General features: G+C 65.1%; 20 protein-coding genes and 2 tRNA genes. 9 read left to right on the forward strand and 13 right to left on the reverse strand.

What is annotated here, in order from left to right; genetic code table 11:
* Nucleotides 1-506: 506 nt before the first annotated feature.
* A tRNA-Gly gene (locus ABQF30_RS24945) sits at nt 507-580 on the reverse strand.
* Nucleotides 581-706: 126 nt separating this feature from the next.
* Between ABQF30_RS24945 and ABQF30_RS24950 the strand changes: the two genes are divergently transcribed.
* The 4 genes from ABQF30_RS24950 (at nt 707) to clpP2 (ending at nt 3,598) form a co-directional block, all read left to right on the forward strand.
* Nucleotides 707-780 (forward strand) — tRNA-Pro (locus tag ABQF30_RS24950).
* Nucleotides 781-832: 52 nt separating this feature from the next.
* Entirely contained in the window at nt 833-2,245 is a 1,413-nt protein-coding gene (gene tig, locus ABQF30_RS24955) for a trigger factor (RefSeq protein WP_448468877.1), read from the forward strand.
* Between the two features lie 106 nt (nt 2,246-2,351).
* Nucleotides 2,352-2,954, forward strand: coding sequence for an ATP-dependent Clp protease proteolytic subunit (locus ABQF30_RS24960; RefSeq protein ID WP_448469226.1), 603 nt, complete (start codon nt 2,352-2,354; stop codon nt 2,952-2,954).
* Nucleotides 2,951-3,598 (forward strand): ATP-dependent CLP protease proteolytic subunit ClpP2, encoded by a 648-nt coding sequence (gene clpP2 / locus ABQF30_RS24965; protein WP_448468879.1) that lies wholly within the window; start codon nt 2,951-2,953, stop codon nt 3,596-3,598. Before ABQF30_RS24960 ends, clpP2 begins: the two co-directional genes overlap by 4 nt.
* 62 nt (nt 3,599-3,660) lie before the next feature.
* Here clpP2 and ABQF30_RS24970 read toward each other — a convergent pair whose 3' ends face one another.
* The 3 genes from ABQF30_RS24970 to ABQF30_RS24980 form a co-directional block, all read right to left on the reverse strand.
* Nucleotides 3,661-4,497 (reverse strand): class I SAM-dependent methyltransferase, encoded by an 837-nt coding sequence (locus ABQF30_RS24970; RefSeq protein ID WP_448468881.1) that lies wholly within the window; start codon nt 4,495-4,497, stop codon nt 3,661-3,663.
* A gap of 65 nt (nt 4,498-4,562) precedes the next feature.
* Nucleotides 4,563-6,137, reverse strand: a complete 1,575-nt coding sequence (locus ABQF30_RS24975) for an HD domain-containing phosphohydrolase (RefSeq protein ID WP_448468883.1) — start codon at nt 6,135-6,137, stop codon at nt 4,563-4,565.
* A 7-nt stretch (nt 6,138-6,144) separates the two neighbouring features.
* Entirely contained in the window at nt 6,145-6,909 is a 765-nt protein-coding gene (locus ABQF30_RS24980) for a hypothetical protein (protein ID WP_448468885.1), read from the reverse strand.
* A gap of 355 nt (nt 6,910-7,264) precedes the next feature.
* Between ABQF30_RS24980 and clpX the strand changes: the two genes are divergently transcribed.
* On the forward strand, nt 7,265-8,545 hold the full coding sequence (clpX, locus tag ABQF30_RS24985) for an ATP-dependent Clp protease ATP-binding subunit ClpX (protein ID WP_448468887.1): 1,281 nt from the start codon (nt 7,265-7,267) through the stop codon (nt 8,543-8,545).
* 15 nt (nt 8,546-8,560) lie between these two features.
* On the opposite strand, the gene fdhD is transcribed toward clpX, so the two are convergent.
* From fdhD to iolC, 8 genes are all read right to left on the reverse strand, one after another.
* The gene (gene fdhD, locus ABQF30_RS24990) at nt 8,561-9,385 is read right to left on the reverse strand and encodes a formate dehydrogenase accessory sulfurtransferase FdhD (RefSeq protein ID WP_448468889.1); all 825 of its coding nucleotides are present in this window, start codon (nt 9,383-9,385) and stop codon (nt 8,561-8,563) included.
* Complete coding sequence (locus tag ABQF30_RS24995) at nt 9,373-11,685, reverse strand: FdhF/YdeP family oxidoreductase (protein ID WP_448468891.1); 2,313 nt, start codon at nt 11,683-11,685, stop codon at nt 9,373-9,375. The genes fdhD and ABQF30_RS24995 overlap by 13 nt, the downstream gene beginning before the upstream one ends.
* A 161-nt stretch (nt 11,686-11,846) precedes the next feature.
* Nucleotides 11,847-12,866 carry a Gfo/Idh/MocA family protein gene (locus ABQF30_RS25000; protein WP_448468893.1) on the reverse strand — a complete coding sequence of 340 codons (1,020 nt, stop codon included), beginning with the start codon at nt 12,864-12,866 and terminating at the stop codon, nt 11,847-11,849.
* A 2-nt stretch (nt 12,867-12,868) separates the two neighbouring features.
* A complete protein-coding gene (locus ABQF30_RS25005) occupies nt 12,869-13,774 on the reverse strand; it encodes a sugar phosphate isomerase/epimerase family protein (RefSeq protein ID WP_448468895.1) in 906 nt (301 codons plus the stop codon).
* A gap of 8 nt (nt 13,775-13,782) precedes the next feature.
* Nucleotides 13,783-15,732: a 3D-(3,5/4)-trihydroxycyclohexane-1,2-dione acylhydrolase (decyclizing) gene (iolD, locus tag ABQF30_RS25010; RefSeq protein WP_448468897.1), complete on the reverse strand. Its 1,950-nt coding sequence runs from the start codon at nt 15,730-15,732 to the stop codon at nt 13,783-13,785.
* A gap of 5 nt (nt 15,733-15,737) precedes the next feature.
* Nucleotides 15,738-16,604, reverse strand: coding sequence for a 5-deoxy-glucuronate isomerase (gene iolB, locus ABQF30_RS25015; RefSeq protein ID WP_448468899.1), 867 nt, complete (start codon nt 16,602-16,604; stop codon nt 15,738-15,740).
* Nucleotides 16,605-16,607: 3 nt separating this feature from the next.
* Complete coding sequence (locus ABQF30_RS25020; protein ID WP_448468901.1) at nt 16,608-17,489, reverse strand: Cgl0159 family (beta/alpha)8-fold protein; 882 nt, start codon at nt 17,487-17,489, stop codon at nt 16,608-16,610.
* Entirely contained in the window at nt 17,482-18,459 is a 978-nt protein-coding gene (gene iolC, locus ABQF30_RS25025) for a 5-dehydro-2-deoxygluconokinase (RefSeq protein ID WP_448468903.1), read from the reverse strand. Before iolC ends, ABQF30_RS25020 begins: the two co-directional genes overlap by 8 nt.
* A gap of 180 nt (nt 18,460-18,639) precedes the next feature.
* Between iolC and ABQF30_RS25030 the strand changes: the two genes are divergently transcribed.
* The 4 genes from ABQF30_RS25030 (at nt 18,640) to ABQF30_RS25045 (ending at nt 22,514) form a co-directional block, all read left to right on the forward strand.
* The gene (locus ABQF30_RS25030) at nt 18,640-19,395 is read left to right on the forward strand and encodes a GntR family transcriptional regulator (protein ID WP_448468905.1); all 756 of its coding nucleotides are present in this window, start codon (nt 18,640-18,642) and stop codon (nt 19,393-19,395) included.
* A gap of 219 nt (nt 19,396-19,614) precedes the next feature.
* The gene (locus tag ABQF30_RS25035; protein WP_448468907.1) at nt 19,615-20,601 is read left to right on the forward strand and encodes a substrate-binding domain-containing protein; all 987 of its coding nucleotides are present in this window, start codon (nt 19,615-19,617) and stop codon (nt 20,599-20,601) included.
* 31 nt (nt 20,602-20,632) lie between these two features.
* Nucleotides 20,633-21,691 (forward strand): ABC transporter permease, encoded by a 1,059-nt coding sequence (locus tag ABQF30_RS25040; RefSeq protein ID WP_448468909.1) that lies wholly within the window; start codon nt 20,633-20,635, stop codon nt 21,689-21,691.
* A gap of 4 nt (nt 21,692-21,695) precedes the next feature.
* Complete coding sequence (locus ABQF30_RS25045; protein ID WP_448468911.1) at nt 21,696-22,514, forward strand: ATP-binding cassette domain-containing protein; 819 nt, start codon at nt 21,696-21,698, stop codon at nt 22,512-22,514.
* Between the two features lie 83 nt (nt 22,515-22,597).
* Here ABQF30_RS25045 and ABQF30_RS25050 read toward each other — a convergent pair whose 3' ends face one another.
* Complete coding sequence (locus tag ABQF30_RS25050; RefSeq protein WP_448468913.1) at nt 22,598-23,107, reverse strand: nitroreductase/quinone reductase family protein; 510 nt, start codon at nt 23,105-23,107, stop codon at nt 22,598-22,600.
* Between the last annotated feature and the right edge of the window lie 70 nt (nt 23,108-23,177).

A 23,177-nucleotide genomic window follows, 5' to 3' on the forward strand; every position in this document is an offset into this window, starting at 1 on the left:
GCTAGTTTGGAAGGTTATTGCCGGCGTCGAACGGGCTGTGTACACCACGGGTTTCGGCAGGGTGTCGCGGACGGGCACCGCGAGTTCCGTGTGTTGCCTGCCTGCTCGAATTGGCGTATCCCTGGTGTCACTTTGCAGTCCGTAATCACAAGGAAGTTCAGGGCGGCCTATGCATCAGCGGGATAAACCCCCAGTGGGACGGGTCGGCCGCGTCCTCCGCGGGCGGCATGAGGGCTTTTACGTTGAGGTCGACGATGACACCAAGCGGCCGACAGGCAGCGGCTACTACGTTCTGTGGTGGACCCCTGATGTGTGTTACGACGATTGGGTTCTGGACTGGGAGGCCGTTGCCGAAGTCCTCGGCGAATCCGAGATTGAATGGCTAAGCCTTGAGGAATCCAACCGGATTGCGGGCCGACATCGCCACGGGCCTTGATGCCGCCTCGTGACGGTTCAGTCGTCGAAACTTCGTTCGCCCTGGTAAACACGCCTTTCCAGGGCTTTGATGGAGCGGGCGACGGGAATCGAACCCGCGTAATCAGTTTGGAAGACTGAGGCTCTACCATTGAGCTACGCCCGCATGTTGCAGCACCAGCACTGTACCGGTGCGCCCCGAATCAAATCCAATTGAATGCTCCGTGTCGCCAGCACGTAGTATCTCGCGTGGTCCTTTCGCGGGTTTTCGCTTGCGGGTCGGCCACGAATACGGGGTGTAGCGCAGCTTGGTAGCGCATCCGCTTTGGGAGCGGAAGGCCGCAGGTTCAAATCCTGTCACCCCGACTTACCCGCCAGTACGACAGAGACATCTGGAAAGACATCGAGGAGCACAAGAGTGAAGAGCACGGTCGAGCAGTTGAGCCCCACGCGAGTGCGCATCAATGTGGAGGTGCCCTTCACCGAGCTTGAGCCAGACTTTGACCGCGCGTTCAAGGAGCTGGCCAAGCAGGTTCGGCTCCCCGGCTTCCGCCCCGGCAAGGCCCCGCGCAAGCTGCTGGAGGCCCGCGTCGGTCGCGGCGCCGTGCTGGAGCAGGTCGTCAACGACGCGCTGCCGAGCCGGTACAGCGAGGCCGTCACGACCCAGGACGTGAAGCCGCTGGGCCAGCCCGACATCGAGATCACCAAGCTCGAGGACAACGAGGAGCTGGTGTTCACCGCCGAGGTCGACGTCCGCCCGGAGATCACGCTGCCCGATCTGGAGGCGCTGAAGATCACCGTCGACCCGATCGAGGTGACTGACGAGGAGGTCGACGCCGAGCTGCAGACCCTGCGGGCCCGGTTCGGCACGCTGACCGGTGTCGAGCGTGGCGCACAGGAAGGCGACTTCGTCTCGATCGACCTGTCAGCCACCGTCGACGGCAAAGAGGTCCCGGAGGCAGCCACCGAGGGTCTGTCCCACGAGGTCGGTTCCGGTCAGCTGATCGAGGGCCTCGACGACGCGATCAAGGGTCTCAAGGCTGATGAGTCCAAGGTGTTCACCACCAAGCTGGCCGCCGGCGAGTACGCCGGGCAGGACGCCGAGGTGACGGTCACGGTCAAGTCGGTCAAGGAGCGCGAGCTGCCTGAGCCCGACGACGAATTCGCCCAGCTGGCAAGCGAATTCGACACCATCGACGAGCTCAAAGAGAGCCTCACCGACCAGGTGCGCCGGGCGAAGAGCGTGCAACAGGCCGAGCAGATCCGCGACAAGGCGATCGAGGAACTGCTGGAGCAGACCGAGGTTCCGCTGCCGGAGAAGATCGTTCAGGCGCAGGTCGACGACACGCTGCACAACGCGATCCACGGTATGGAACACGACGAGGACAAGTTCGCCGAGACGCTGACCGAGCAGGGCAGCAGCCGCGAGGAATTCGACGCCGACAACCGCAGCAACGCCGAGAAGGCCGTCAAGACCCAGCTGCTGATGGACGCCGTCGCTGACAAGCTCGAGATCGAGGTCGGCCAGAACGACCTCACCGAGCGGCTCGTGCTGATGTCGCGCCAGTACGGGCTGGAGCCGCAGCAGCTGATCCAGATCTTGCAGCAGAACAACCAGCTGCCCGCGATGTTCGCCGACGTGCGCCGTGGACTGACCATCGCCGCGGTGGTGCACGCCGCCACGGTCACCGACACCGACGGCACCGTGATCGACACCGCGGAATTCTTCGGACCGCCGGCTGATCAGGCCGCCGCCGAAGACACTGCCGAGGTTGCCGACGACGCCGAGGGCAGCGAAGCCACAGACGAGGCCGACGACACCGACAAGTGACGCTGTGAGCGAACGCGCGCCTTTACGGGAGTGCACGGCGGTTCAGGTTGGTTAGTGTCGTCAGTACCAAGACGTAAGAGAAAGCAGGTATCCAGTCGTGACTGACATGCGTGGCGCCGGGCAGGGGCTCAACCTTGTCGACTCGGTGTACGAGCGGCTGCTCGCCGAGCGAATCATCTTCCTGGGTTCCCAAGTGGACGACGACATCGCCAACAAGCTGTGCGCGCAGATTCTGCTGCTGTCGGCGGAGGATCCGACGAAGGACATCCACCTCTACATCAACTCGCCGGGTGGATCCATCTCGGCGGGCATGGCGGTCTACGACACCATGGTGCTGGCACCGTGCGACATTGCCACGTACGCCATGGGCATGGCCGCCTCGATGGGTGAGTTCCTGCTCGCCGCGGGCACCAAGGGCAAGCGCTACGCCCTTCCGCACGCGCGGATCCTGATGCACCAGCCGCTGGGCGGTGTCACCGGCAGCGCGGCCGATATCGCCATCCAGGCCGAGCAGTTCGCCGTCATCAAGAAAGAGATGTTCCGGCTCAACGCCGAGTTCACCGGGCAGAGCATCGAGCGCATCGAGGCCGACTCCGATCGTGACCGTTGGTTCACCGCGCCGGAGGCACTCGAATACGGCTTCGTCGACCACATCATCACCAATGCCAACGTCAACGGTTCAGGCCCAGGAGCAGGACTCGACAAATGACCGACCACACGGACCCCCGTCTTCAGCCCCAGGCGCGCTACATCCTGCCGTCGTTCATCGAGCATTCGAGCTTCGGCGTCAAGGAGTCCAACCCGTACAACAAGCTGTTCGAGGAACGCATCATCTTCCTCGGCGTGCAGGTGGACGACGCGTCGGCCAACGACATCATGGCCCAGCTGCTCGTGCTGGAGTCGCTGGATCCCGACCGCGACATCACCATGTACATCAACTCGCCCGGTGGCTCGTTCACCTCACTGATGGCGATTTACGACACCATGCAGTACGTGCGCGCCGACATCCAGACCGTGTGTCTGGGGCAGGCCGCCTCGGCCGCCGCGGTGCTGCTGGCCGCCGGCACGCCTGGTAAGCGGATGGCGTTGCCCAACGCCCGCGTGCTGATCCACCAGCCCTCGCTGGGCGGCGTCATCCAGGGCCAGTTCTCCGATCTGGAGATCCAGGCTGCCGAGATCGAGCGGATGCGCACGCTGATGGAGACCACGCTGGCCCGCCACACCGGCAAGGATGCCGAGGTCATCCGCAAGGACACCGACCGCGACAAGATCCTCACCGCCGAGCAGGCCAAGGACTACGGGATCATCGACACCGTGCTGGAATACCGCAAGCTGTCCGCGCAGACCGCATAGGTTCTGTTCGCAAAACGACACGGGCCCCCGGGGGACCCGTGTCGTTTTGCGTTGTGTCCCCCTCACACTTTGACAGCGGTGACAAGCAGATACTCGGCCTCATAGGCCGTGCGCTCGATGGCCTGATTGGTCTCGGTCAGGAAAGTCAGAAAGGCGTGGTCGAGTGCCTCGACGCGTTCGGGGGATTCGGCGTTGAAGTTGTAGACCGCGATGGTCGGCCCGTAGTTGGCCTTCCAGTACTCGCGGAATTCCTCCGGCGTGGCGCAGTGGTCCATGGTGATCGTTCGGCGGTGCATCGTCAGCGCAGTCACCCTGTCGCCGAACAGCTCTCGTACATGGTCGGGATCTCCCCACAGCGGCGCCGGGCTGGCGCCCGGCGGTAGGGGAGGCGCATAGGGCTTCATCGTGGCGAACAACCGGCCGATGAATCCGGTGGGCGTCCAGTTGATCATCGCGATCGTGCCGCCCGGTCGGCACACGCGCACGAGTTCGTCGGCGGTCGGCTGGTGGTGCGGTGCGAACATGGCGCCGACACAGGACATCACCACGTCGAAACCGTTGTCCGCGAACGGTAATGCCTCGGCGTCCGCTTCGGCCCACGTCACGTCGACGCCGCGCTGGGCGGCGATCGCGCGGCCGGCGTCGAACAGTTCGGGAGTGAGATCGCTTGCGGTGACCGCCGCCCCGGCTGCCGCGGCGGGGATCGCAGCATTGCCGGCTCCCGCGGCGACATCGAGTACGCGGTCGCCGGGGCCGAGCCCGCTGGCCCGCACCAGCTCGGGGCCGAGTTGTGGGATCAGGTCCGCAGCGACCGCGGGATAGTTTCCGGACGCCCACAGGGCGCGCTGCTTGGCCTTGAGTGCACGGTCCGCGTCGGTCGCGGAGGCTGTTTGGGTCATACCGCGATACTTGCGCGCTGCGTGCACGGGCACATGAGGCGTTTGCCTCAACTTCTCGTCGGCCGCTACACCGGATTCACCAGACCGTGGCGCAGCGCGTACATGCTGGCGCCGATGCGGTTGGACACCCCGATCTTCGCGTAGGTGCGCTCGACGTGATTGCGGGCCGTCTTCTGGCTGATCACGAGCGATTCCGCGATCTCCTTGTTCGACGCGCCTCGCGCAACGAGGCGCAGCACGTCGACCTCGCGCGGGGTCAGACCGTCCGGCCGTACTTTCGGGCGTTCGGCGCGGTGTCCGGCAGCGTGCAGTACCGCCGCGACCGCGGCGGCGTCGAGTTCACCGGCGGCCACCCGCTCGCGAAGCCGTCGTGCCGCGGCTGTGGGAGTCAGCTCCTCGCGGTATGGCCTTGGCTCACAACCGGATTGGTAGCCGACGGCAGCAGCGAGAATCCGGTCGGGCAGGCTGAGCGTCGCCTCGGTGAGGCCACGCGGATACCCTGAGCCGTCGAGGCATTCATGGTGGTTGCCTGCGAGCTGGGCCACCGGACCAAGCCCCCGCACCTGGCTGAGGATCCGCACCGTCAGATACGGGTGCAGCCGCACGCGCTCGAATTCCGCCGCGGTCAACGGTCCCGGCTTGGACCAGATCTGGTTCGACACCCCGATGCGGCCCAGATCGTGGACGTGGCCCGCCCGCCGAACCAGCGCCACCGCTGCGGCATCGAGGCCTGCCGTTGTGGCAGCGTCTGCCGCCAGCGCTGCCACTGCCCGCGAATGCCCGAGAGTGAACGGGCACTTGAGATCCACGAAGTCACCCAGGGCCATGAGCAGCGAATCCAGGCCCCGGTCGTCGAGCTCGTCGTGGCGATCCGGCGCCTCCTTCAGCGCGGCCGCCCACGCGTCCCCGGTCGGCGGGCCGGCAAGGATCGCGTCGGCATCACGCACGAACACGTCGACTACCTGCGGATCGAACTGGCCGCCGCGCCGGCGCGACGCCATCGCCACCGCACCGGCGACCCCGTGGGTCCGGTGGTGCACTTCGGCCAGATCGGCGAGCTGTGCGACCCGCATCTGTATCGGAATGTCGTCACCGCGCACGCCGGCGGGCATGCCGCCGCCGTCGTAGCGTTCGAACGCGAACGCCAGCGCGGCCTGGACGTCGGGTCCGAGTCCCATCCGGTCAGCCAGCAGGGCAGCGGACGTGCAGTGCGAGTGAATCATCCGGGACAGGTGGCCGCGGGCGTTGACCATCAACGTCGCCATCACCTGCAGCCGGTGTGCCAACGGCTCACCGCGAGCGACGTTGTTGACCAGAAACCGCAGGAACGGCAGCCCCGACACGTCGACGGAGTAGGTGTCGTGGCGCACCGCGATGTCGTCTCCGAACCACTGTGCGTACTCATGTGAATCCGCGTGGCACCCGATCCACATGATCAACGTCGTGTAGTAGATGCAGTCGCGCTGCGGCCTGCTCAGGCCTAGCCGATCGGCGAGCCTGGTCGCGATCAACGCCGACCGCAGCATGTGCTCACTGGGCTGGCCGAGCCCGAGATCGACCGCCACCGACAGGGCCGCCAGCAACTCGGCCCGACTCGGTGATCGGATCGACGGCTCCGGCGGAGCCGGCTGCGAAGCCATTCGCTGATTATGCGCCCAGGTCCGGCGTCGTTCCGTCGATCAGGACGGTGCGGGCGGCGCGGTGCCGGGCCGCGTCGAACGTGTCGAAGTGTCCGGAACCGACCACGAAGATGCCACGCTGCGGGGGCCGGAAGTCGGCCAGCACGGCCTGGCGGTCCAGTGGTCCGGCCGGACCGAGGTCGGTGCCCTGCAGCACGGCGTGCCCGTCTGCGAGCCACACCTGTGTCGGCGCGATCATGAAGTGCTGGCCGTTCGGGGCAGTCCCGGCCAGTTGGATGGTGCCCGCGCGCAGCAGGGTTCCTGCCGTGCGGCCGATGAGCGCGAGCATGGCCGGACTGGTCCACGCGCGAGTGGGCAACCACCCGCCCAGAGTGCTGACCAGGCGCGTCGACCCGGTCGAGCGGATATCGACGGTCCATTCCAGCAGTCCGGGGATACCGACGAACAGCGACCACGGGTCCACCCAGGCGAAGTCGATGTCGCACTGGACCGCGTCGTTCGGTGTCGCCGAGCTGAAATACCTGGCACAGCTCTGCTGGCCCGGGGTGGTGGCGTAGAACGTCCACACGCCGGTCGGATCGCGGTGCCACACCGATCGGTAGCCCGGCGAGAACGTCGTCGCGGGGAAGTGACGCAGCGCCAGGTAGTGGCCACTGGCGAAGGGAAATCCCATGACGCCGAAGCCGACGAACCTCTCGTCGGCCCCCGCGGGCAGGGTCGGATCGGTCAAGACTGCCGTTGCGGCGTCCAACGGGGTACGTGGTTTTGTCATGTGCACCACCCTGCAGCGGGCCATAACCGCAGCGCATGGGGCGTTTGCCTCAACTTCGCGACCGGCCCCGACGGCGCGCACGGTATCGTGGTGACCGGCGAACATCACGGTTTTGGCGTTGTTCTCAGACCTCTGTCCGATTACCGCGGCGACACGCCAGGGACACAGTCCGCGTGCTGAGGGGTGGCAAGCCACCAGGAGCGATATGTTCTCCTGCACACGGTAAATACCAACGGAGCGATTCGGGCTTAACGGTCGCACCGTGACGGAACGAACGGGTAGCGTCGGGTTTACGCCCGAGGTGACCCACCAAGTGGCGTAAGACCGACGCGAACAGGAAGTAGGGCCTCCCCATATGGCGCGCATTGGAGACGGTGGTGACCTGCTGAAGTGCTCGTTCTGTGGGAAGAGCCAGAAGCAAGTCAAGAAGCTCATCGCGGGGCCGGGCGTATATATCTGCGATGAGTGCATCGACCTGTGCAACGAGATCATCGAGGAGGAGCTCGCCGACGCCGACGACGTCAAACTCGACGAGCTGCCCAAACCGGTCGAGATCCGCGACTTCCTCGAGGGCTATGTCATCGGCCAGGACACTGCGAAGCGGACGCTGGCTGTGGCGGTCTACAACCACTACAAGCGGATTCAGGCGCAGGAGAAGGCGCGCGATTCCCGATCCGAGCCCGTCGAGCTGACCAAGTCCAACATTTTGATGCTGGGCCCTACGGGCTGCGGTAAGACCTATCTGGCGCAGACGCTGGCCAAGATGCTCAATGTCCCGTTCGCAATTGCGGATGCGACGGCACTCACTGAAGCCGGCTATGTCGGTGAGGACGTCGAGAACATCCTGCTCAAGCTGATCCAGGCTGCCGACTATGACGTCAAGCGCGCCGAGACCGGCATCATCTACATCGACGAGGTCGACAAGATCGCCCGCAAGAGCGAGAACCCGTCGATCACCCGCGACGTCTCCGGTGAGGGCGTGCAGCAAGCCCTCCTGAAGATTCTGGAGGGCACCCAGGCGTCGGTGCCGCCGCAGGGTGGACGTAAGCATCCGCACCAGGAATTCATCCAGATCGACACCACGAATGTGCTGTTCATCGTCGCGGGGGCCTTCGCCGGGCTGGAGAAGATCGTCTCCGACCGGGTCGGCAAGCGGGGCCTCGGCTTCGGCGCGGAGGTACGCAGCAAGGCCGAGATCGACACCCAGGACCACTTCGCCGATGTGATGCCGGAGGACCTGATCAAGTTCGGTCTGATCCCGGAGTTCATCGGCCGCCTGCCGATCGTCGCTTCAGTGACCAACCTCGACAAGGAATCACTGGTCAAGATCCTCTCGGAACCCAAGAACGCGCTCGTCAAGCAGTACCTGCGACTGTTCGAGATGGACGGCGTCGAGCTGGAATTCACTGAGGAAGCACTGGATGCCATCGCCGATCAGGCCATCCACCGTGGCACCGGAGCCCGCGGGCTGCGCGCCATCATGGAAGAGGTGCTGCTGCCGGTGATGTACGACATCCCCAGCCGCGACGACGTCGCCAAGGTCGTCGTCACCAAGGAGACCGTGCAGGACAACGTGCTGCCGACCATCGTGCCGCGCAAGCCATCTCGTTCCGAGCGCCGCGACAAGAGCGCTTAACTTTTCTGCTCGCGGCTAGTGCTTCACGCGGTCGGGACGGGTGTAGACGTTCATCGACTCGCCGCGCAGGAACGCGACCAGGGTCAGGCCGGACTGGCTGGCCAGGTCGACGGCCAGTGACGACGGCGCCGAGACAGCCGCCAGCACCGGAATGCCCGCCATCACTGCCTTCTGGGTGAGCTCGAACGAGGCTCGACCGCTGACGAGCAGTACGGTGCCGGTCAGCGGTATCCGATTCTGTTCCAGCGCCCAACCGATCACCTTGTCCACCGCATTGTGCCTGCCGATGTCCTCCCGGACGGTCAGCATTGTGCCGTCCGCCGTGAACAGGGCTGCACCGTGCAGACCGCCGGTGCTGGCGAAAACCTTTTGGGCGTCGCGCAGTTGGGCGGGCATCGCCGAAAGGGTCTCGGCGGCGACCGTGGATGGATCGTCGCCAGGGCAGTAGCGGCTGATCAGCCGGACGGCGTCCAACGAGGCCTTGCCGCACACGCCGCATGACGAAGTGGTGTAGAAGTTTCGGGTGACGTCAACCTCTGGCGCCGGCACATCCTGGCCAAGTGTCACGTCGAGCACGTTGTAGGTGTTCACACCTTCGTCGTTCGCGCCCCGGCAGTATCGGACGGTGAGCACGTCCTCGCGACCCCGGATCACCCCCTCGGTCAGCAGGAACCCTTGCGCCAGTTCGATGTCCGACCCTGGGGTGCGCATGGTGACGGTGATCGGTGTGCCGTTGACCCGGATCTCCAACGGTTCCTCGACGACGAGCGTCTCCGGCCGGGCCTCGGCATGGTCCGCGGTGACGTGATGAGCGCGGCGGCGCGCGGTCACTCGGCCCATGGCTCGAGCCTTATGACGACGGCCTTGGACACCGGGGTATTGGACCGCTCCGCGGTGTGGTCGAGCGGAACCAATGGGTTGGTCTCCGGGTAGTAGGCGGCAGCATTGCCCACCGGGGTCGAGTATTCGACCACAAGAAAGTCCTTCGCCCGGCGTTCCTCGCCGTTGAACTCCGACACCAGATCAACCCGGTCGCCCACCTTGAAACCCAACCGTTCGATGTCGGCGGGATTGACGAACACCACCCGGCGGCCACCCTTCACCCCGCGATAGCGGTCGTCGAGGCCATAGATGGTGGTGTTGTACTGGTCGTGGCTGCGCAGGGTCTGCAGCACGAGCCGGCCCTCGGGCACCGGAACCCACTCCAGCGGATTCACCGCGAAGTTGGCTTTACCTGTGTGGGTGTGGAATTCGCGGGAATCCCGCGGCGGGTGGGGGAGTTGGAACCCGTCGGGCTGGCGCACCCGGGCGTTGTATCCCTCACAGCCGGGCACGACAGCGGCGATGGCGTCGCGGATCGTGTCGTAGTCGCCGGCGAAGGTCTCCCACGGGACAGGATGATCTGGGCCGAGCAGGGTACGAGCGAGCTGACAGACGATGCCGACCTCACTGCGCAACTGATCGCTGGGCGGGTGCAGGCTGCCGCGTGACAGATGCACCATCGACATCGAATCCTCCACCGACACCTGCTGTTTGTGGCCGTTGATGATGTCTCGGTCGGTCCGGCCCAGTGTCGGCAGGATCAGCGCGGTCGCACCGTGCACCAGGTGACTGCGGTTGAGTTTCGTCGAAATCTGCACGGTCAGGGTGCAACTGCGCAACGCGGCCTCGGTGACCTCGGTGTCCGGGGTGGCTGAGACGAAGTTGCCGCCCATGCCGATGAACACCTTCGCGCGGCCGTCGCGCATCGCACGGATCGCGTCGACGGTGTCGTAACCATGCTTGCGCGGGCTGGCTATCCCGAACCGGCTGTCGAGGGCAGTCAGGAACTTCTCGGGCATCTTCTCCCAGATACCCATCGTGCGATCGCCCTGCACATTCGAGTGGCCACGCACGGGGCACACCCCGGCGCCGGGCTTGCCGATCATGCCGCGCATCAACAACAAGTTGGTGGCCTCGCCGATGGTGGCCACCGCGTGGCGCTGCTGGGTCAGACCCATCGCCCAGCACATCACGGTGCGCTGCGAGGCGATGAGCATGTCGGCGACCCGCTGCAGCTGTGCGCGATCGACACCGGTGGCCGCGGTGACGATGTCGAGGTCCACAGCGCGGGTCTGGGCGGCGTAATCGTCGAATCCTGCGCAGTGCGCGGCGACGAAATCATGGTCCACAACAGGCGAGCCGGTGCCGCCGGCCATTTCGTCAGCCTCCAGCAGCAAGCGGCCCAGTCCGGCGAACAACGCCATGTCGCCGCCGATGCGGATCTGCACGAACTCGTCGGCGATCGAGACACCGTGGCCCACGACGCCGTGCACCTTCTGAGGATCCTTGAACCGGATCAGCCCCGCTTCGGGTAGCGGGTTGACGGCGATGATCTTGGCGCCGTTGGCTTTTGCCTTCTCCAGGATCGACAGCATGCGGGGATGGTTGGTGCCCGGATTCTGCCCGGCGATCAGGATGACGTCGGCCAGCGTCAGATCCTCGACGGTGACCGAACCCTTGCCGATGCCGATCGATTCGGTCAACGCCGTGCCCGACGATTCGTGGCACATGTTCGAACAGTCCGGCAGGTTGTTGGTGCCGTAGCTGCGCACCATCAACTGGTACAGGAACGCGGCCTCATTGCTGGTGCGTCCGGAGGTGTAGAACAGCGCTTCGTCCGGTGAATCCAGCGCGTTGAGCTCGTCGGCGATCAGCCGGTAGGCATCGTCCCAATCGATGGGGCGGTAGTGGTTGTCACCGGGCCGCAGCACCATCGGATGGGTGAGCCGGCCCTGCTGCGACAGCCAGAACTCGGGTTTGGCTTCGAGCTCGTCGACGGTGTGACGTGCGAAGAACTCGGGGGTCACCACGCGCTTGGTGGCTTCCTCGGCGACCGCCTTGGCGCCGTTCTCGCAGAACTCGGCGAGTTTGCGGCCGCCGTGCTCCTCCGGCCAGGCGCAACCGGGGCAGTCGAAGCCGTGCCGCTGATTGAGCCGGGTCAACGCCGCGGCCATGCGCAGCGGTCCCATCTGCTCAATCCCTCGCTGCATCGACACCATGACGGCCTTGACGCCGGCGGCCTCGTGCTCGGCCCCGGTGACCACCGCGGCATGGTCGTCGTAGTCGGCTGGGTAGTCGGAATCGGGATTGCGGGCCATGTCTCTATCTTGCTCCGTTCCCAAAAGCAGCGGCGCATGAACCTAGGCAATACACCTTGGACTCCTGTGGCCTGCGAACCGAACCGTTGTTCTGAGTGTGCCCTTTCATACGCAGTTCACGGCGCGCCGCGTATGAAATCACACAATCGGCAACCGGTCCGTTAGGCGCCGGGGATGGAGGCGCGGTCGACCATGGACACCTCGACGCGCTCGCCGGTGTTCAGTGATTCGACGCCGGCAGCGCATACCGCGGCCGCGGCGTAGCCGTCCCACGCTCGCGGGCCATCGACGTTGGCGCCGGCTCGGACGGCGTCGACCCAGCGCTGGAACTCGATGTCGTAGGCCAGGCCGAAGCGCTCCCGGAAGCCTGGCGTGATCTGACCACCCCAGGTGCCGGGTACTCCCTTGCGGATCAGCCCGACGTCGAGTCCGATGAATGCCGAGCCCTTCTCGCCGACGAGTTCGGTGCGGACCTCGTAGCCGACGCCGGTGGTGACGAACAGCTCCACGTCTACATGCTTGCCCGAAGCGGTGCGCATGATCGCGATCTGCGGATCTTGAATGCCTTCAGGCGCACCCGGATTGGTTGCCGGGCGGACGATCTGGATCGACGTGATCTCTTCGTCGAACAGGTACCGGGTGACATCGACCTCGTGAACCAGCGAGTCCTTGACGATCATCGAGCTGTCGAAGGACGGTGGCACAGCGGCATTGCGGTGCACGCAGTGCAGCACCAGGGGCCTGCCGAACTCGCCGGCGTCGAGCAGCGATTTCAGCTGCATGTACTCGGGGTCGAAGCGGCGCATGAAACCGACCTGGATGAGCCGCGTGCCGAGTTCGGCCTCGCGCCGTACCACCTCGAGTGCTGAGTCGACATCGGTGGTCAGCGGCTTTTCGCACAGCACCGGCTTGCGATGTTCCAGGCATGCCAGCAGTTGCTTGTCATGCGTCGGTCCCGGCGTCGCGAGCACGACGGCGTCGACGTCGGGATCGGCGATGGCGTCCAGAGGATCGCCCACCACCCGGCAGCCGGGGACACCGGCGGCGATCTGTTCAGCCCTCTCGGTGATGAAGTCGTTGACGACGGTCACCCGGGCACCGGAAATCCGGGCCGACAACCGGGCAACGTGATCGGCGCCCATGATGCCGACGCCGAGGACGGCGACGCGGAGATCGGACATGGCTAGTTGAACCTCACTGACGGGACACCGCACGAACCCAGGTAGGACCGGGTGCGCTTGGCGATGGGCAGGGGAGCTTCGACCTCGCAGGGATACATGTCCTGCTCGACGATCGCGAACACATCGATGCCCAGTTTTTCGACCGCGGCCAGAAGCGGTGGCATATCGGGGATTCCACGCGGCGGTTCGGTCATCGCGCCGAGTTTGACGGCTTCGCCGAACGGCAGATCCTCGGCTTCGACCTTGGCCCGCACCTCGGGATCGACCTGCTTGAGATGTAGATAGCCGATGCGCTCGGGCGCGCGTTCGATGATGGCGATGTTGTCGCCGCCGCAGTAGGAGATGTGCCCGGTGTCGAGGCAGAGGTTGACGAACTCGCCGTCGGTGCCGTCGAGGAACCGGTACACGTTCTGCTCGGTGTCGACGTGGCTGTCGGCGTGCGGATGGTACTGCGCACGCACACCGTACTTCTCGAACATTGCCTTGCCCAGTTCGTTCATGCCCTGAGTCTTCTTCTTCCACTGCTCGGGCGTGAGGTTGCGGTCCTCGAGGACCGCGCCGGTGGCCGGATCTCGCCACATCTCCGGGATGACGACGACGTGCTTACCGCCCACGGCCGCAGTCAGTTTCGCGACGTCCTCGATCTGACTCCACACCGCGGACCACGAATCATCCTGGTGCAGGTGCTCGAACACGGTCCCCGCCGACAACTTGAGATCACGCGCCGCAAGTTCGTCGGACAGTTGCTTGGGATCGGTGGGCAGATAGCCGTAGGGGCCCAGCTCGATCCACTGGTAGCCGGATGCGGCCACCTCGTCGAGGAACCGGGTGTACGGGGTCTGCTGCGGGTCGTCCGGAAACCAGACGCCCCAGGAGTCGGGTGCGGAACCAACCAGAATCGTGCTCATTGTTTCTTTCAGCGATCGGAGGGATTGACAAGGGGGCGTTGGACTTTCTTCCAGTCCGCGTAGCGTTGGTAGGCCTGTTGCGTCGATGCCAGCGTTGATACCTGGCTGACCGGCACGTCCCACCACGACTGGCTGTCCGGCGCGAAGATCATGGGGTCGGTTTCGACGTAGATGACCGTGGTGTGATCGCCGGCCTTGGCGACCTTGACCGCGTCGGAGAACTCCGCGGCCGTGCCCACCTTGATGACGTCTGCGCCCAGGCTGGCCGCGTTGGCGGCGAGGTCCACCGGCAGCGTGTCGCCGTCGAGGCGGCCGTCGGCGCTGCGGTACCGGTAGGCGGTGCCGAAGCGTTGTGAACCCACCGACTCGGAAAGCCCACCGATCGAGGCGAATCCGTGGTTCTGCACCAGCACGGGGATGATCTTGACGCCCTCTTGGACGGCGGTGACAAGCTCGGTGGCCATCATCAGGTATGAGCCGTCGCCGACCATGACGAAGACGTCGCGGTCCGGGGCGGCCATCCGAACCCCGATGCCGCCGGCGATCTCATATCCCATACACGAGTAGCCGTATTCGACGTGGTAGCCCTTGCGGTCCCGGGTCCGCCACAACTTGTGCAGGTCGCCCGGCATCGAGCCGGCAGCACACACCACGACGTCACGCGGGTCCGACAGCGTGTTGACGAGGCCGATCACCTGGTTCTGGTTGAGCGCAGCCGTGTCCTCGGTCGCGTAAACCGAGGACACTGTGTCATCCCACTCCTTGGCGAGTTCAGCAGTGCGGGAGCGGTATTCGTCACTCACGGAGTAGCCGTCCAATGCGGCGGTCAACCCGTCGATGGCCTCCCGCGCGTCGGAGACGACGCTGACACCGCCCTGCTTGACCGAGTCCAGTGACGCCACATTGATGTTTACGAACCGGACATCGGGATTGTTGAACGCGGTGCGCGATGCCGACGTGAAATCGCTGTAGCGGGTGCCGATCCCGATGACGACATCGGCTTCGGATGCCAACGCGTTGGCCGCGGTGGTGCCCGTCGACCCGATGGCACCGACCGACTGCGGATGGTCGAACCGCAGCGACCCCTTGCCTGCCTGGCTCTCACTCACCGGTATCCCGGTCTGCTCACAGAACGTCGCGAGGGTGTCTGAGGCGCCGGAGTAGATGACCCCGCCGCCAGCCACGATCAGCGGCTTGGTGGCCGACCGGATGACTTCGGCGGCCCGGGCGATCACTGACCGCTCCGGCAGCGGTCGGGCCACGTGCCAAGTGCGTTCGGCGAACAAGGATTGCGGCCAATCGTGTGCCTCGGCCTGAACGTCCTGGGGGATGGCAACCGTCGCCGCCCCTGTTTCGACGGGATCGGTCAGTACCCGCATGGCGCCCAGCAGCGCGGCGGGCAGCTGCTCGGGCCGCCACACCCGGTCGAAGTAGCGTGACAGCGGCTTGAAGGCGTCGTTGACCGTGACGTCGCCCGAGGACGGCAGTTCGAGTTCCTGCAGCACCGGGGAGCTGACGCGGGTGGCGAATGTGTCGGCGGGCAAGAGCAGCACCGGAAGCCGGTTGATGGTGGCCAGCGCGGCGCCGGTGAGCATGTTGGTGGAGCCGGGCCCGACGCTGGCGGTAACCGCCCAGGCCTGCAGGCGGTCCTTCTGCCGGGCGTAGGCGACCGCGCTGTGCACCATGGCTTGTTCATTGCGGCCCAGCACGTACTTGAGCCCGGGATCGCGTCCCGCCTCGGAGGCTTCGACCTCATCTTGTAGCAGCGCCTGGCCCAGCCCGGCGACATTGCCGTGGCCGAATATGCCGAAACAACCGGCGAAGAACTTCGCTCGCTCGCCGTCACGCTCAACGAACTGGTTGGCCAGAAATCGAACGGTGGCCTGTGCCACCGTGAGTCGCACGGTCGGTTCGTTGTCGACGAGCTTGTCGGTCGATTTCGGTGCGGTCGAAACCATTTTGCTCAGGCTCCTTTTTCGTGCAGGGGCAGCCGCGGATCGATTTCCTGGTCATCCCAGGTGCCGCGCAGCCAGGTGTGCTCGGGGTCGTCGACGATCTTCCAAGCCCGTTCGGCGCCCGGGCCTGCCATCACATTCAGGTAGTACATGTGATAGCCGGGCGCTGCGACCGACGGGCCGTGATAGCCGTGGGGCACGAGCACCACATCGCCGGTACGCACCTCTTCGAGCACCTCGATCGGTCGGTCCGGCGTGCCGTACACCCGGTGATAGCCGAAACCACGCGAACCGTCAGGGCCCGGGGCGATCTCGAAATAGTAGATCTCTTCGAGCGCGGTCTGGGTCGCCGTGTTCTCGTCGTGTTTGTGTGCCGGATAGCTCGACCAGTTGCCGCCCGGCGTGATGACCTCGCACGCGATCAACGAGTCGGCCTCGAACGTGTCGGCGGTGCCGAAGTTGTGCACCTGGCGGCTGCAGTTGCCGGCGCCGCGTAATTCGAGCGGCACGTCGGCGGCCGCGACCCGACGGTTGGGGAAGGACCGCTTGGCCCGTGCCCCGCAGATCGCGAACCTCCCGGCCCCCGACAACAGGTACACCTGGTCGATGCCGAGGTAGACCATGTCGGCGGGGCCGTCGAAAACCGATGCGCGCGGGGACAGTTCGAAGGTCTCACCGCCGCATTCGACGGTGCCTCCGCCGGCAAGGGGGAGGATCATCACCTCGGTTCCCCCGGTGTGCAGCTCGGCGGTCTGACTGTCATCGAGTTCGATCACCTGAAGCGAGGATTCGGTCCAGCCGGCCGATGCCGGGGTGACGTCGACGGTGAACGGCAGCTCGGCGCTGCGGGCTGGGATGTACAAGTTGCTGTGCATTCGTTACCTCACCAACTTGACGGCGGTTGCGACGGCCGAACTCACATCATCGTCGACCGGATATAGGAGCGTGCGTCCGACGATGAGGCCGCGCACCGACGGCAGGGCCAACGCCTTCTCCCAACTGGCGAACGCCTCGTCGGGATCGGTCGGGTCGCCGCCGAGGAGCAGCGTCGGCATCGTCGTCGATTCCATGACCCGGTCCATTTCGGGGACCACGGGCAGCTTCATCCAGGTGTACGCCGAGGTGGAGCCCAGCCCCTGACTGATGTGCACGGATTTGATCACCGCATCGGGGGTCAAATCGTTGCGGACCTTGCCGTCAACCCGGCTGGACATGAACGGCTCCAGCATGGCGATCAGGCCGTGGGCGGCGAGCTCATCGACGGCCCGGGCGCACGCGGTGAGCGTGGACACCGTGCCTGCGTCGTCAAGGTCGATGCGGCACAGCATCTTTCCGCCGTTCATCCGCGCTGCCGCGGTGGAGGCGGCGCTGGCACCGGTCATCCGGTCGTCCAGCTCGAACGACGAGCCGGCCAGCCCGCCCCGATTGAACGAGGAGAACACCACCTTGTCCTCCAGCGCCCCCAGCAGCAGGAGATCGTCGAGGATGTCGGCGGTGGCAAGCACACCGTCCACGCCGGGATCGGCCAGCGCCGTGCAGAGCCGGTCCAACAGATCGGTACGGCTGTTCATCGCAGTGGGGCGGGAGCCGACGGCCAGCGCGCCGCGGGCAGGGTGGTCGGCGGCCACGATCATCAGCCTGCCGTCACCGCGCACGGTCGGACGGGTGGTGCGGTCCTGCCATGCTCGTGCCACCGCAGCGGGGTCTCCAGCACGCAAATCGGTGAGCTCGGAGTGGTTCTTGCACAATGCGTCAGACATTGACGGCCCCCACTGCGGTTTGCTCGGCTAGATCGGCCACCTCCACAGCGGTCGGCATCGCGGTTGAGCATTCCAGGCGCGAAGCGACGATTGCTCCGGCAGCGTTGGCGTAGCGCAGGGTCTTCTCCAGCGGCCAGTTGCGCAGCAGGCCGTGAATGAGACTGCCGCCGAACGCGTCCCCGGCGCCGAGGCCGTTGACGACGTCGACTTCGTTGGGTAGCACGGTGACCGAGCTGTGTCTGGTCTTACCCAGCACGCCGCGGGGACCCTGCTTGACGATCGCGAGTTCGACCCCCAAGTCGAGCAATGCCTCGGCAGCCTTGTGCGGGTTGGACTCCCCGACCGCGATCTCGCACTCCTCGCGGTTGCCGACGGCGACGGTCACGTGTTGCAGCGCGCGTTGTACCTGTTCGGTGGCGGCGGCGGGGGTGTCCCAGAACATCGGCCGGTAGTCGAGGTCGAGCACCGTCAGCGGAGCTCGGTCGCGAATCCCCCAGGCTGCGAAATGGGCGCTGCGGCTTGGTTCTTCCGATAGACCGGTGACCGTCGACCAGTAAAGCCGGGCACTGCGCACCGCGGCCTCGTCGATCTCTTCGGCCCGGATCTGCAGATCGGGCGCCGACGGCTTGCGGTAGAAGTACAGCGGGAAGTTGTCCGGCGGGAAGATCTCACAGAACGTCACCGGCGTCGGGTACTCGCCATGTGTGGCGACGAACCGGTTGTCGACGCCGAGGGCTGCGAGTTCGTTGCGTACGTACCGGCCGAACGGATCGTCGCCGACACCCGAGATCAGCGCGCTGTGGTTGCCCAGGCGGGCCGCTGCGACGGCAACATTGGCGGCGCTGCCGCCCAGGAACTTGCCGAACGATTCGACCTGCTCGAGCCCGACGCCGATCTGAAGCGGGTACACGTCGACGCCGCAGCGCCCGATGGCGAGGACATCGAAAGCCTGGTTGGCGGTATCGGTCACGATTGACTCCCGGGTCCTTATGTCAGCGGGGATGGCGTGAGCGGCGACAAATCCTCCTGCTCTCGATGTTGACTGTGCGCCCCGCCACCGTCCAGTGTCAAGACTTTGTTCGGACATTCTTACTTTCAGTCATCAGCAGGTACCCTGAGGAATCACCCACGCAAATCCTGCATGGAGCTCATGACGATCGGAGCGAGAGTGACCCCGACACTGACCGTCGAAATCGACCGTTCGAGTCCGGTGCCGCTGTACTTCCAGGTTGCGCAAGTCTTCGAAAAGGCCATCCTCGACGGACAACTCAAGCCTGGGGACCGATTCGAGAACGAGCTCGCGCTGGCCAGCCGGCTCAACCTGTCGCGTCCGACGACCCGACGCGCTATCCAGGAACTCGTCGAGAAAGGGCTGCTGGTGCGCAAGCGTGGCGTCGGCACCCAGGTCGTGCAAACCCCGGTCCATCGTCCCGTGGAGCTCACCAGTTTGTACGACGATCTGGCTCGCGCCGGGCAGGAGCCGGCCACCACGGTGCTCGAGTACACGCTGGGCCCGGCATCCGACGACATCGCCGAGCGGCTGAACCTGACGCCCGGCAGCGAGGTCGCGAAGATGCGCCGGCTGCGTACGTCTGGCGGCCAGCCACTCGCGCTGATGACCAACCATCTGCCCGTCGCACTGGCGCCGGACCGAGACGAACTCGAACGGGCCGGGCTCTATCAGTCGCTGCGCTCGCGTGGGGTGCACATCCGGTTGGCCCGCCAGCGGATCGGCGCCAAGGCTGCCGATCGGGATGAGGCGCGGCTGCTCGACGAGAAGCCCAAGGCCCCGCTGTTGGTGATGGAACGGACCGCGTTCGATGACTCCGGGCGCATCGTTGAGTACGGCAGCCACGCGTATCGGGCATCGCGGTACTACTTCGAAACCACGCTCGTGGATCGATAGGGAACGGTCAAAAGCGGTCTTTGTCAACTCTTTTCCCGCAACTGCCCGGCGGCGGCGGTCGCATCGCCCTGCGCTCTGCGCATTTGATATGCAGTCCTAATGTCCGAACAAAGTCTTGACTTTCAGATGTGAGCGGTATTACATCAGGAGCGAGGCCGCGCCGCTTGTCACTGGAGTCCAGACGCACAAGCACCGGTGACGTCGAGACGAGGAGAAGCAATGAGATTGAGTCGGCTTGTGGCGGCAGCCGGGGCTGGTGTGCTCGTGCTGAGCGCCGGCGCGTGTTCCAGCACCGGGGGCAAGCCGGAGAGCAACGGCAACGGCATGGGAGCGGGAACAGCCGACACCCCGCGGATGACCATCGCGATGATCACCCACGAGGTGCCGGGTGACTCCTTCTGGGACCTGGTCCGCAAGGGCGCCGAGACCGCGGCCAAGAAGGACAACATCGAACTGCGCTACTCCAGCGATCCCGAAGCGCCCAACCAGGCCAACCATGTGCAGACCGCGGTGGACAGCGGCGTCGACGGCATCGCGGTGACGCTCGCCAAGCCCGACGCCATGAAACCGGCCGTGCAGAACGCCGCAGCCAAGGGCATCCCGGTTGTCGCGTTCAACGCCGGGCTCGATGCCTGGCGGGCGATGGGAGTCATGGAGTACTTCGGTCAGGACGGTTACATCGCCGGGCAGGAAGCAGGCAAGCGGCTGGCCTCCGAAGGTGCCAAGAAGGTCGTGTGCGTGATCCAGGAGCAGGGCCATGTCGACCTCGAAGCCCGCTGCGCAGGTGCCAAAAACACGTTCCCCGGCACCGAGGTCCTCAACGTCAACGGCAAAGACATGCCGTCCGTCGAGTCGACGATCACCGCGAAACTGCAGCAGGATCCGGCCATCGACACCATCCTCACACTGGGGGCGCCGTTCGCGCTCACCGCGGTGCAATCGGCGCGCAACGCCGGCAGTTCGGCCAAAGTCGCGACCTTCGACACCAATGCCGCGCTGGTGGACGCGATCAAGAACGGCGATGTCCAGTGGGCCGTCGATCAGCAGCCGTTCCTGCAGGGATACCTCGCTGTGGATTCGCTGTGGCTCTACCTCAACAACGGCAACGTCATCGGCGGCAATCAGCCGACACTGACCGGGCCGTCGTTCATCGACAAGTCGAATATCGATGCTGTCGCTGAGTACGCGAAGAACGGGACGCGCTGATGAGCGCTTGCGCGAAGAAGAGAGAACAGTGATGAGTACGCAAGCAGATCTTGACATCGAGTCCCACAAGGTCGTTCACGACGAACGCGTCAAAGAACAGAACAAGCTGCAGCGCTTGATCATTCGTCCGGAGATGGGCGCTGCTGTGGGCGCCGTCGGCATCTTCGTCTTCTTCCTCATCGTCGCGCCGCCGTTCCGCTCGCCCGAGTCGCTGGCGACCGTGCTGTATGCCAGTTCGACCATCGGCATCATGGCTGTCGGTGTCGGGTTGCTGATGATCGGTGGCGAGTTCGATCTTTCGGCCGGCGTCGCGGTCACCACCAGTTCGCTGGCCGCCTCGATGCTCGCCTACAACCTGCACCTGAACCTGTGGGTAGGTGCCGCGCTGGCGCTCATCGTGTCGCTGGCGGTCGGGTTCTTCAACGGTTATCTGGTGATGAAGACCAAGATCCCGTCGTTCCTCATCACCCTGAGTACGTTCTTCATGTTGGCCGGAGTCAATCTGGCTGTGACCAAGCTGCTTTCGGGACAGGTCGCCACGCCGAGCGTGTCGGACATGCAGGGTTTCGAGTCCGGCCGGACCGTCTTCGCGTCGTCGATCTCGGTGGGGCCGATCGAGGTCAGGATCACCGTGTTGTGGTGGATCCTGTTCACGCTCGTCGCCACCTACGTGTTGTTCAAGACCCGCATCGGCAACTGGATCTTCGCCGTCGGCGGTAACCAGGACAGTGCGCGCGCGGTCGGTGTGCCGGTGACCAAGGTCAAGATCGGCCTGTTCATGGTGGTCGGGTTCTGCGCCTGGTTCGTCGGCATGCATCTGCTGTTCTCGTTCAACACGATTCAGTCTGGCCAGGGCGTAGGGAACGAGTTCTTCTACATCATCGCCGCGGTCATCGGTGGCTGCCTGCTCACCGGTGGGTATGGCACGGCGATCGGCGCCCTGATCGGAGCGCTGATCTTCGGTATGACGAACCAGGGCATCGTCTACGCCGGATGGAACCCGGACTGGTTCAAGTTCTTCCTCGGCGCGATGCTGCTGTTCGCGGTGATCGCCAACAACGTCGTCCGCAATTACGCAGCGAAAAGGTAAGTAAATGAGCACAACTGCTGAAGCTCCTATCGCGGAGACGCCATCGGGCGGCGAGGTGCCGCTGGTCGAACTGCAGCACGTCGGAAAGAGCTACGGAAACATCATCGCCCTCAAGGACATCAACCTGCGGGTCGGCGCCGGTCAGGTCACCGGCGTGCTCGGTGACAACGGCGCAGGCAAGTCCACGCTGATCAAGATCATCGCGGGTCTGCACAAGCCGACGGAGGGCGAACTGCTCATCGACGGCAAGCCCACGGTGTTCGATTCGCCCAAAGATGCTTTGAAAGCGGGCATCGCCACCGTGTATCAGGATCTGGCTGTGGTGCCGCTCATGCCGGTGTGGCGAAACTTCTTCCTGGGCAATGAGTTGCGCAAGAAGGGCTTGCTGAAGCCGTTGGACATCAACGGGATGCGCGCCACCACCATTTCCGAACTGCGCAAGATGGGCATCGACCTGCCCGACGTGGACGCGCCCATCGGGTCGCTGTCCGGCGGTCAACGCCAGTGTGTGGCAATCGCGCGGGCGATCTTCTTCGGCGCCCGCGTGCTGATCCTCGACGAGCCCACCGCGGCGCTGGGTGTCAAGCAGTCCGGCATGGTGCTGCGCTACATCACCGCGGCCAAGGACCAGGGTTTCGGCGTCATCTTCATCACCCACAACCCGCACCACGCGCACATGGTGGGCGACCACTTCGTGCTGCTCAACCGCGGACGGCAGAAGTTGGACTGCACCTACGACGAGATCACGCTCGACCACCTCACCCAGGAGATGGCGGGCGGAAACGAACTTGAGGCCCTGTCCCACGAACTGGGCCGCAAGTAGTCTTCGCGATCCCTATTTTCGCGAGCGTGCGGGTCTGCCGGTCGACACGCCGCGTTTTCACTGCAGTTTGCGCACGCTCGCCGTCAGCGGCGGGTCAGGGCGAACACGCGCAGATCGCGATCAGTGCGCCGACGGTAGGCCGCATACATCGGATATTCGAAGAACTTGACCAGCGCCTGCTCGCGCTCGGAGTCCCGCAGCTGAGTCGCGGTGACCGGGATCTCCTCACCGGCTATCGACACCGCGGCTTCGGGATAGGCCACCAGATTCGAGGACCAGCTGGGATGGCTCTTGCCGCCGAAGTTGCTTCCCAGCACCAGTATTCGATCGCCGTCACGCAGATACGACAGTGGTGTCTTGCGGGGCTGTCCGGATTTTCGGCCGGTCGATGTCAGCAGCAGCTGAGGTAGGGAAGTGGGCCCGAAGAGTGTGTAGCGGCCGTTGGTGCGGTTCATCACCTTCCGATCCAGCGGCACCAGCCGGCGGATGAACCAGGATCCAAACGGCGTCGACGCGAACGCGTACACAGGCTTGAAGACCGGCGAGATACCCTCGCGGCCCCAGCGTGGCTCCGGGAACGGGTCATTGGCCATGCCCATCATTCTGCGGCGTGCGGCTGGCGAGCGTGCACAAAATGCTGCGTATCCACGGTGTGTCGGGCAA

The organism is Mycolicibacterium sp. XJ870 (assembly GCF_053483975.1).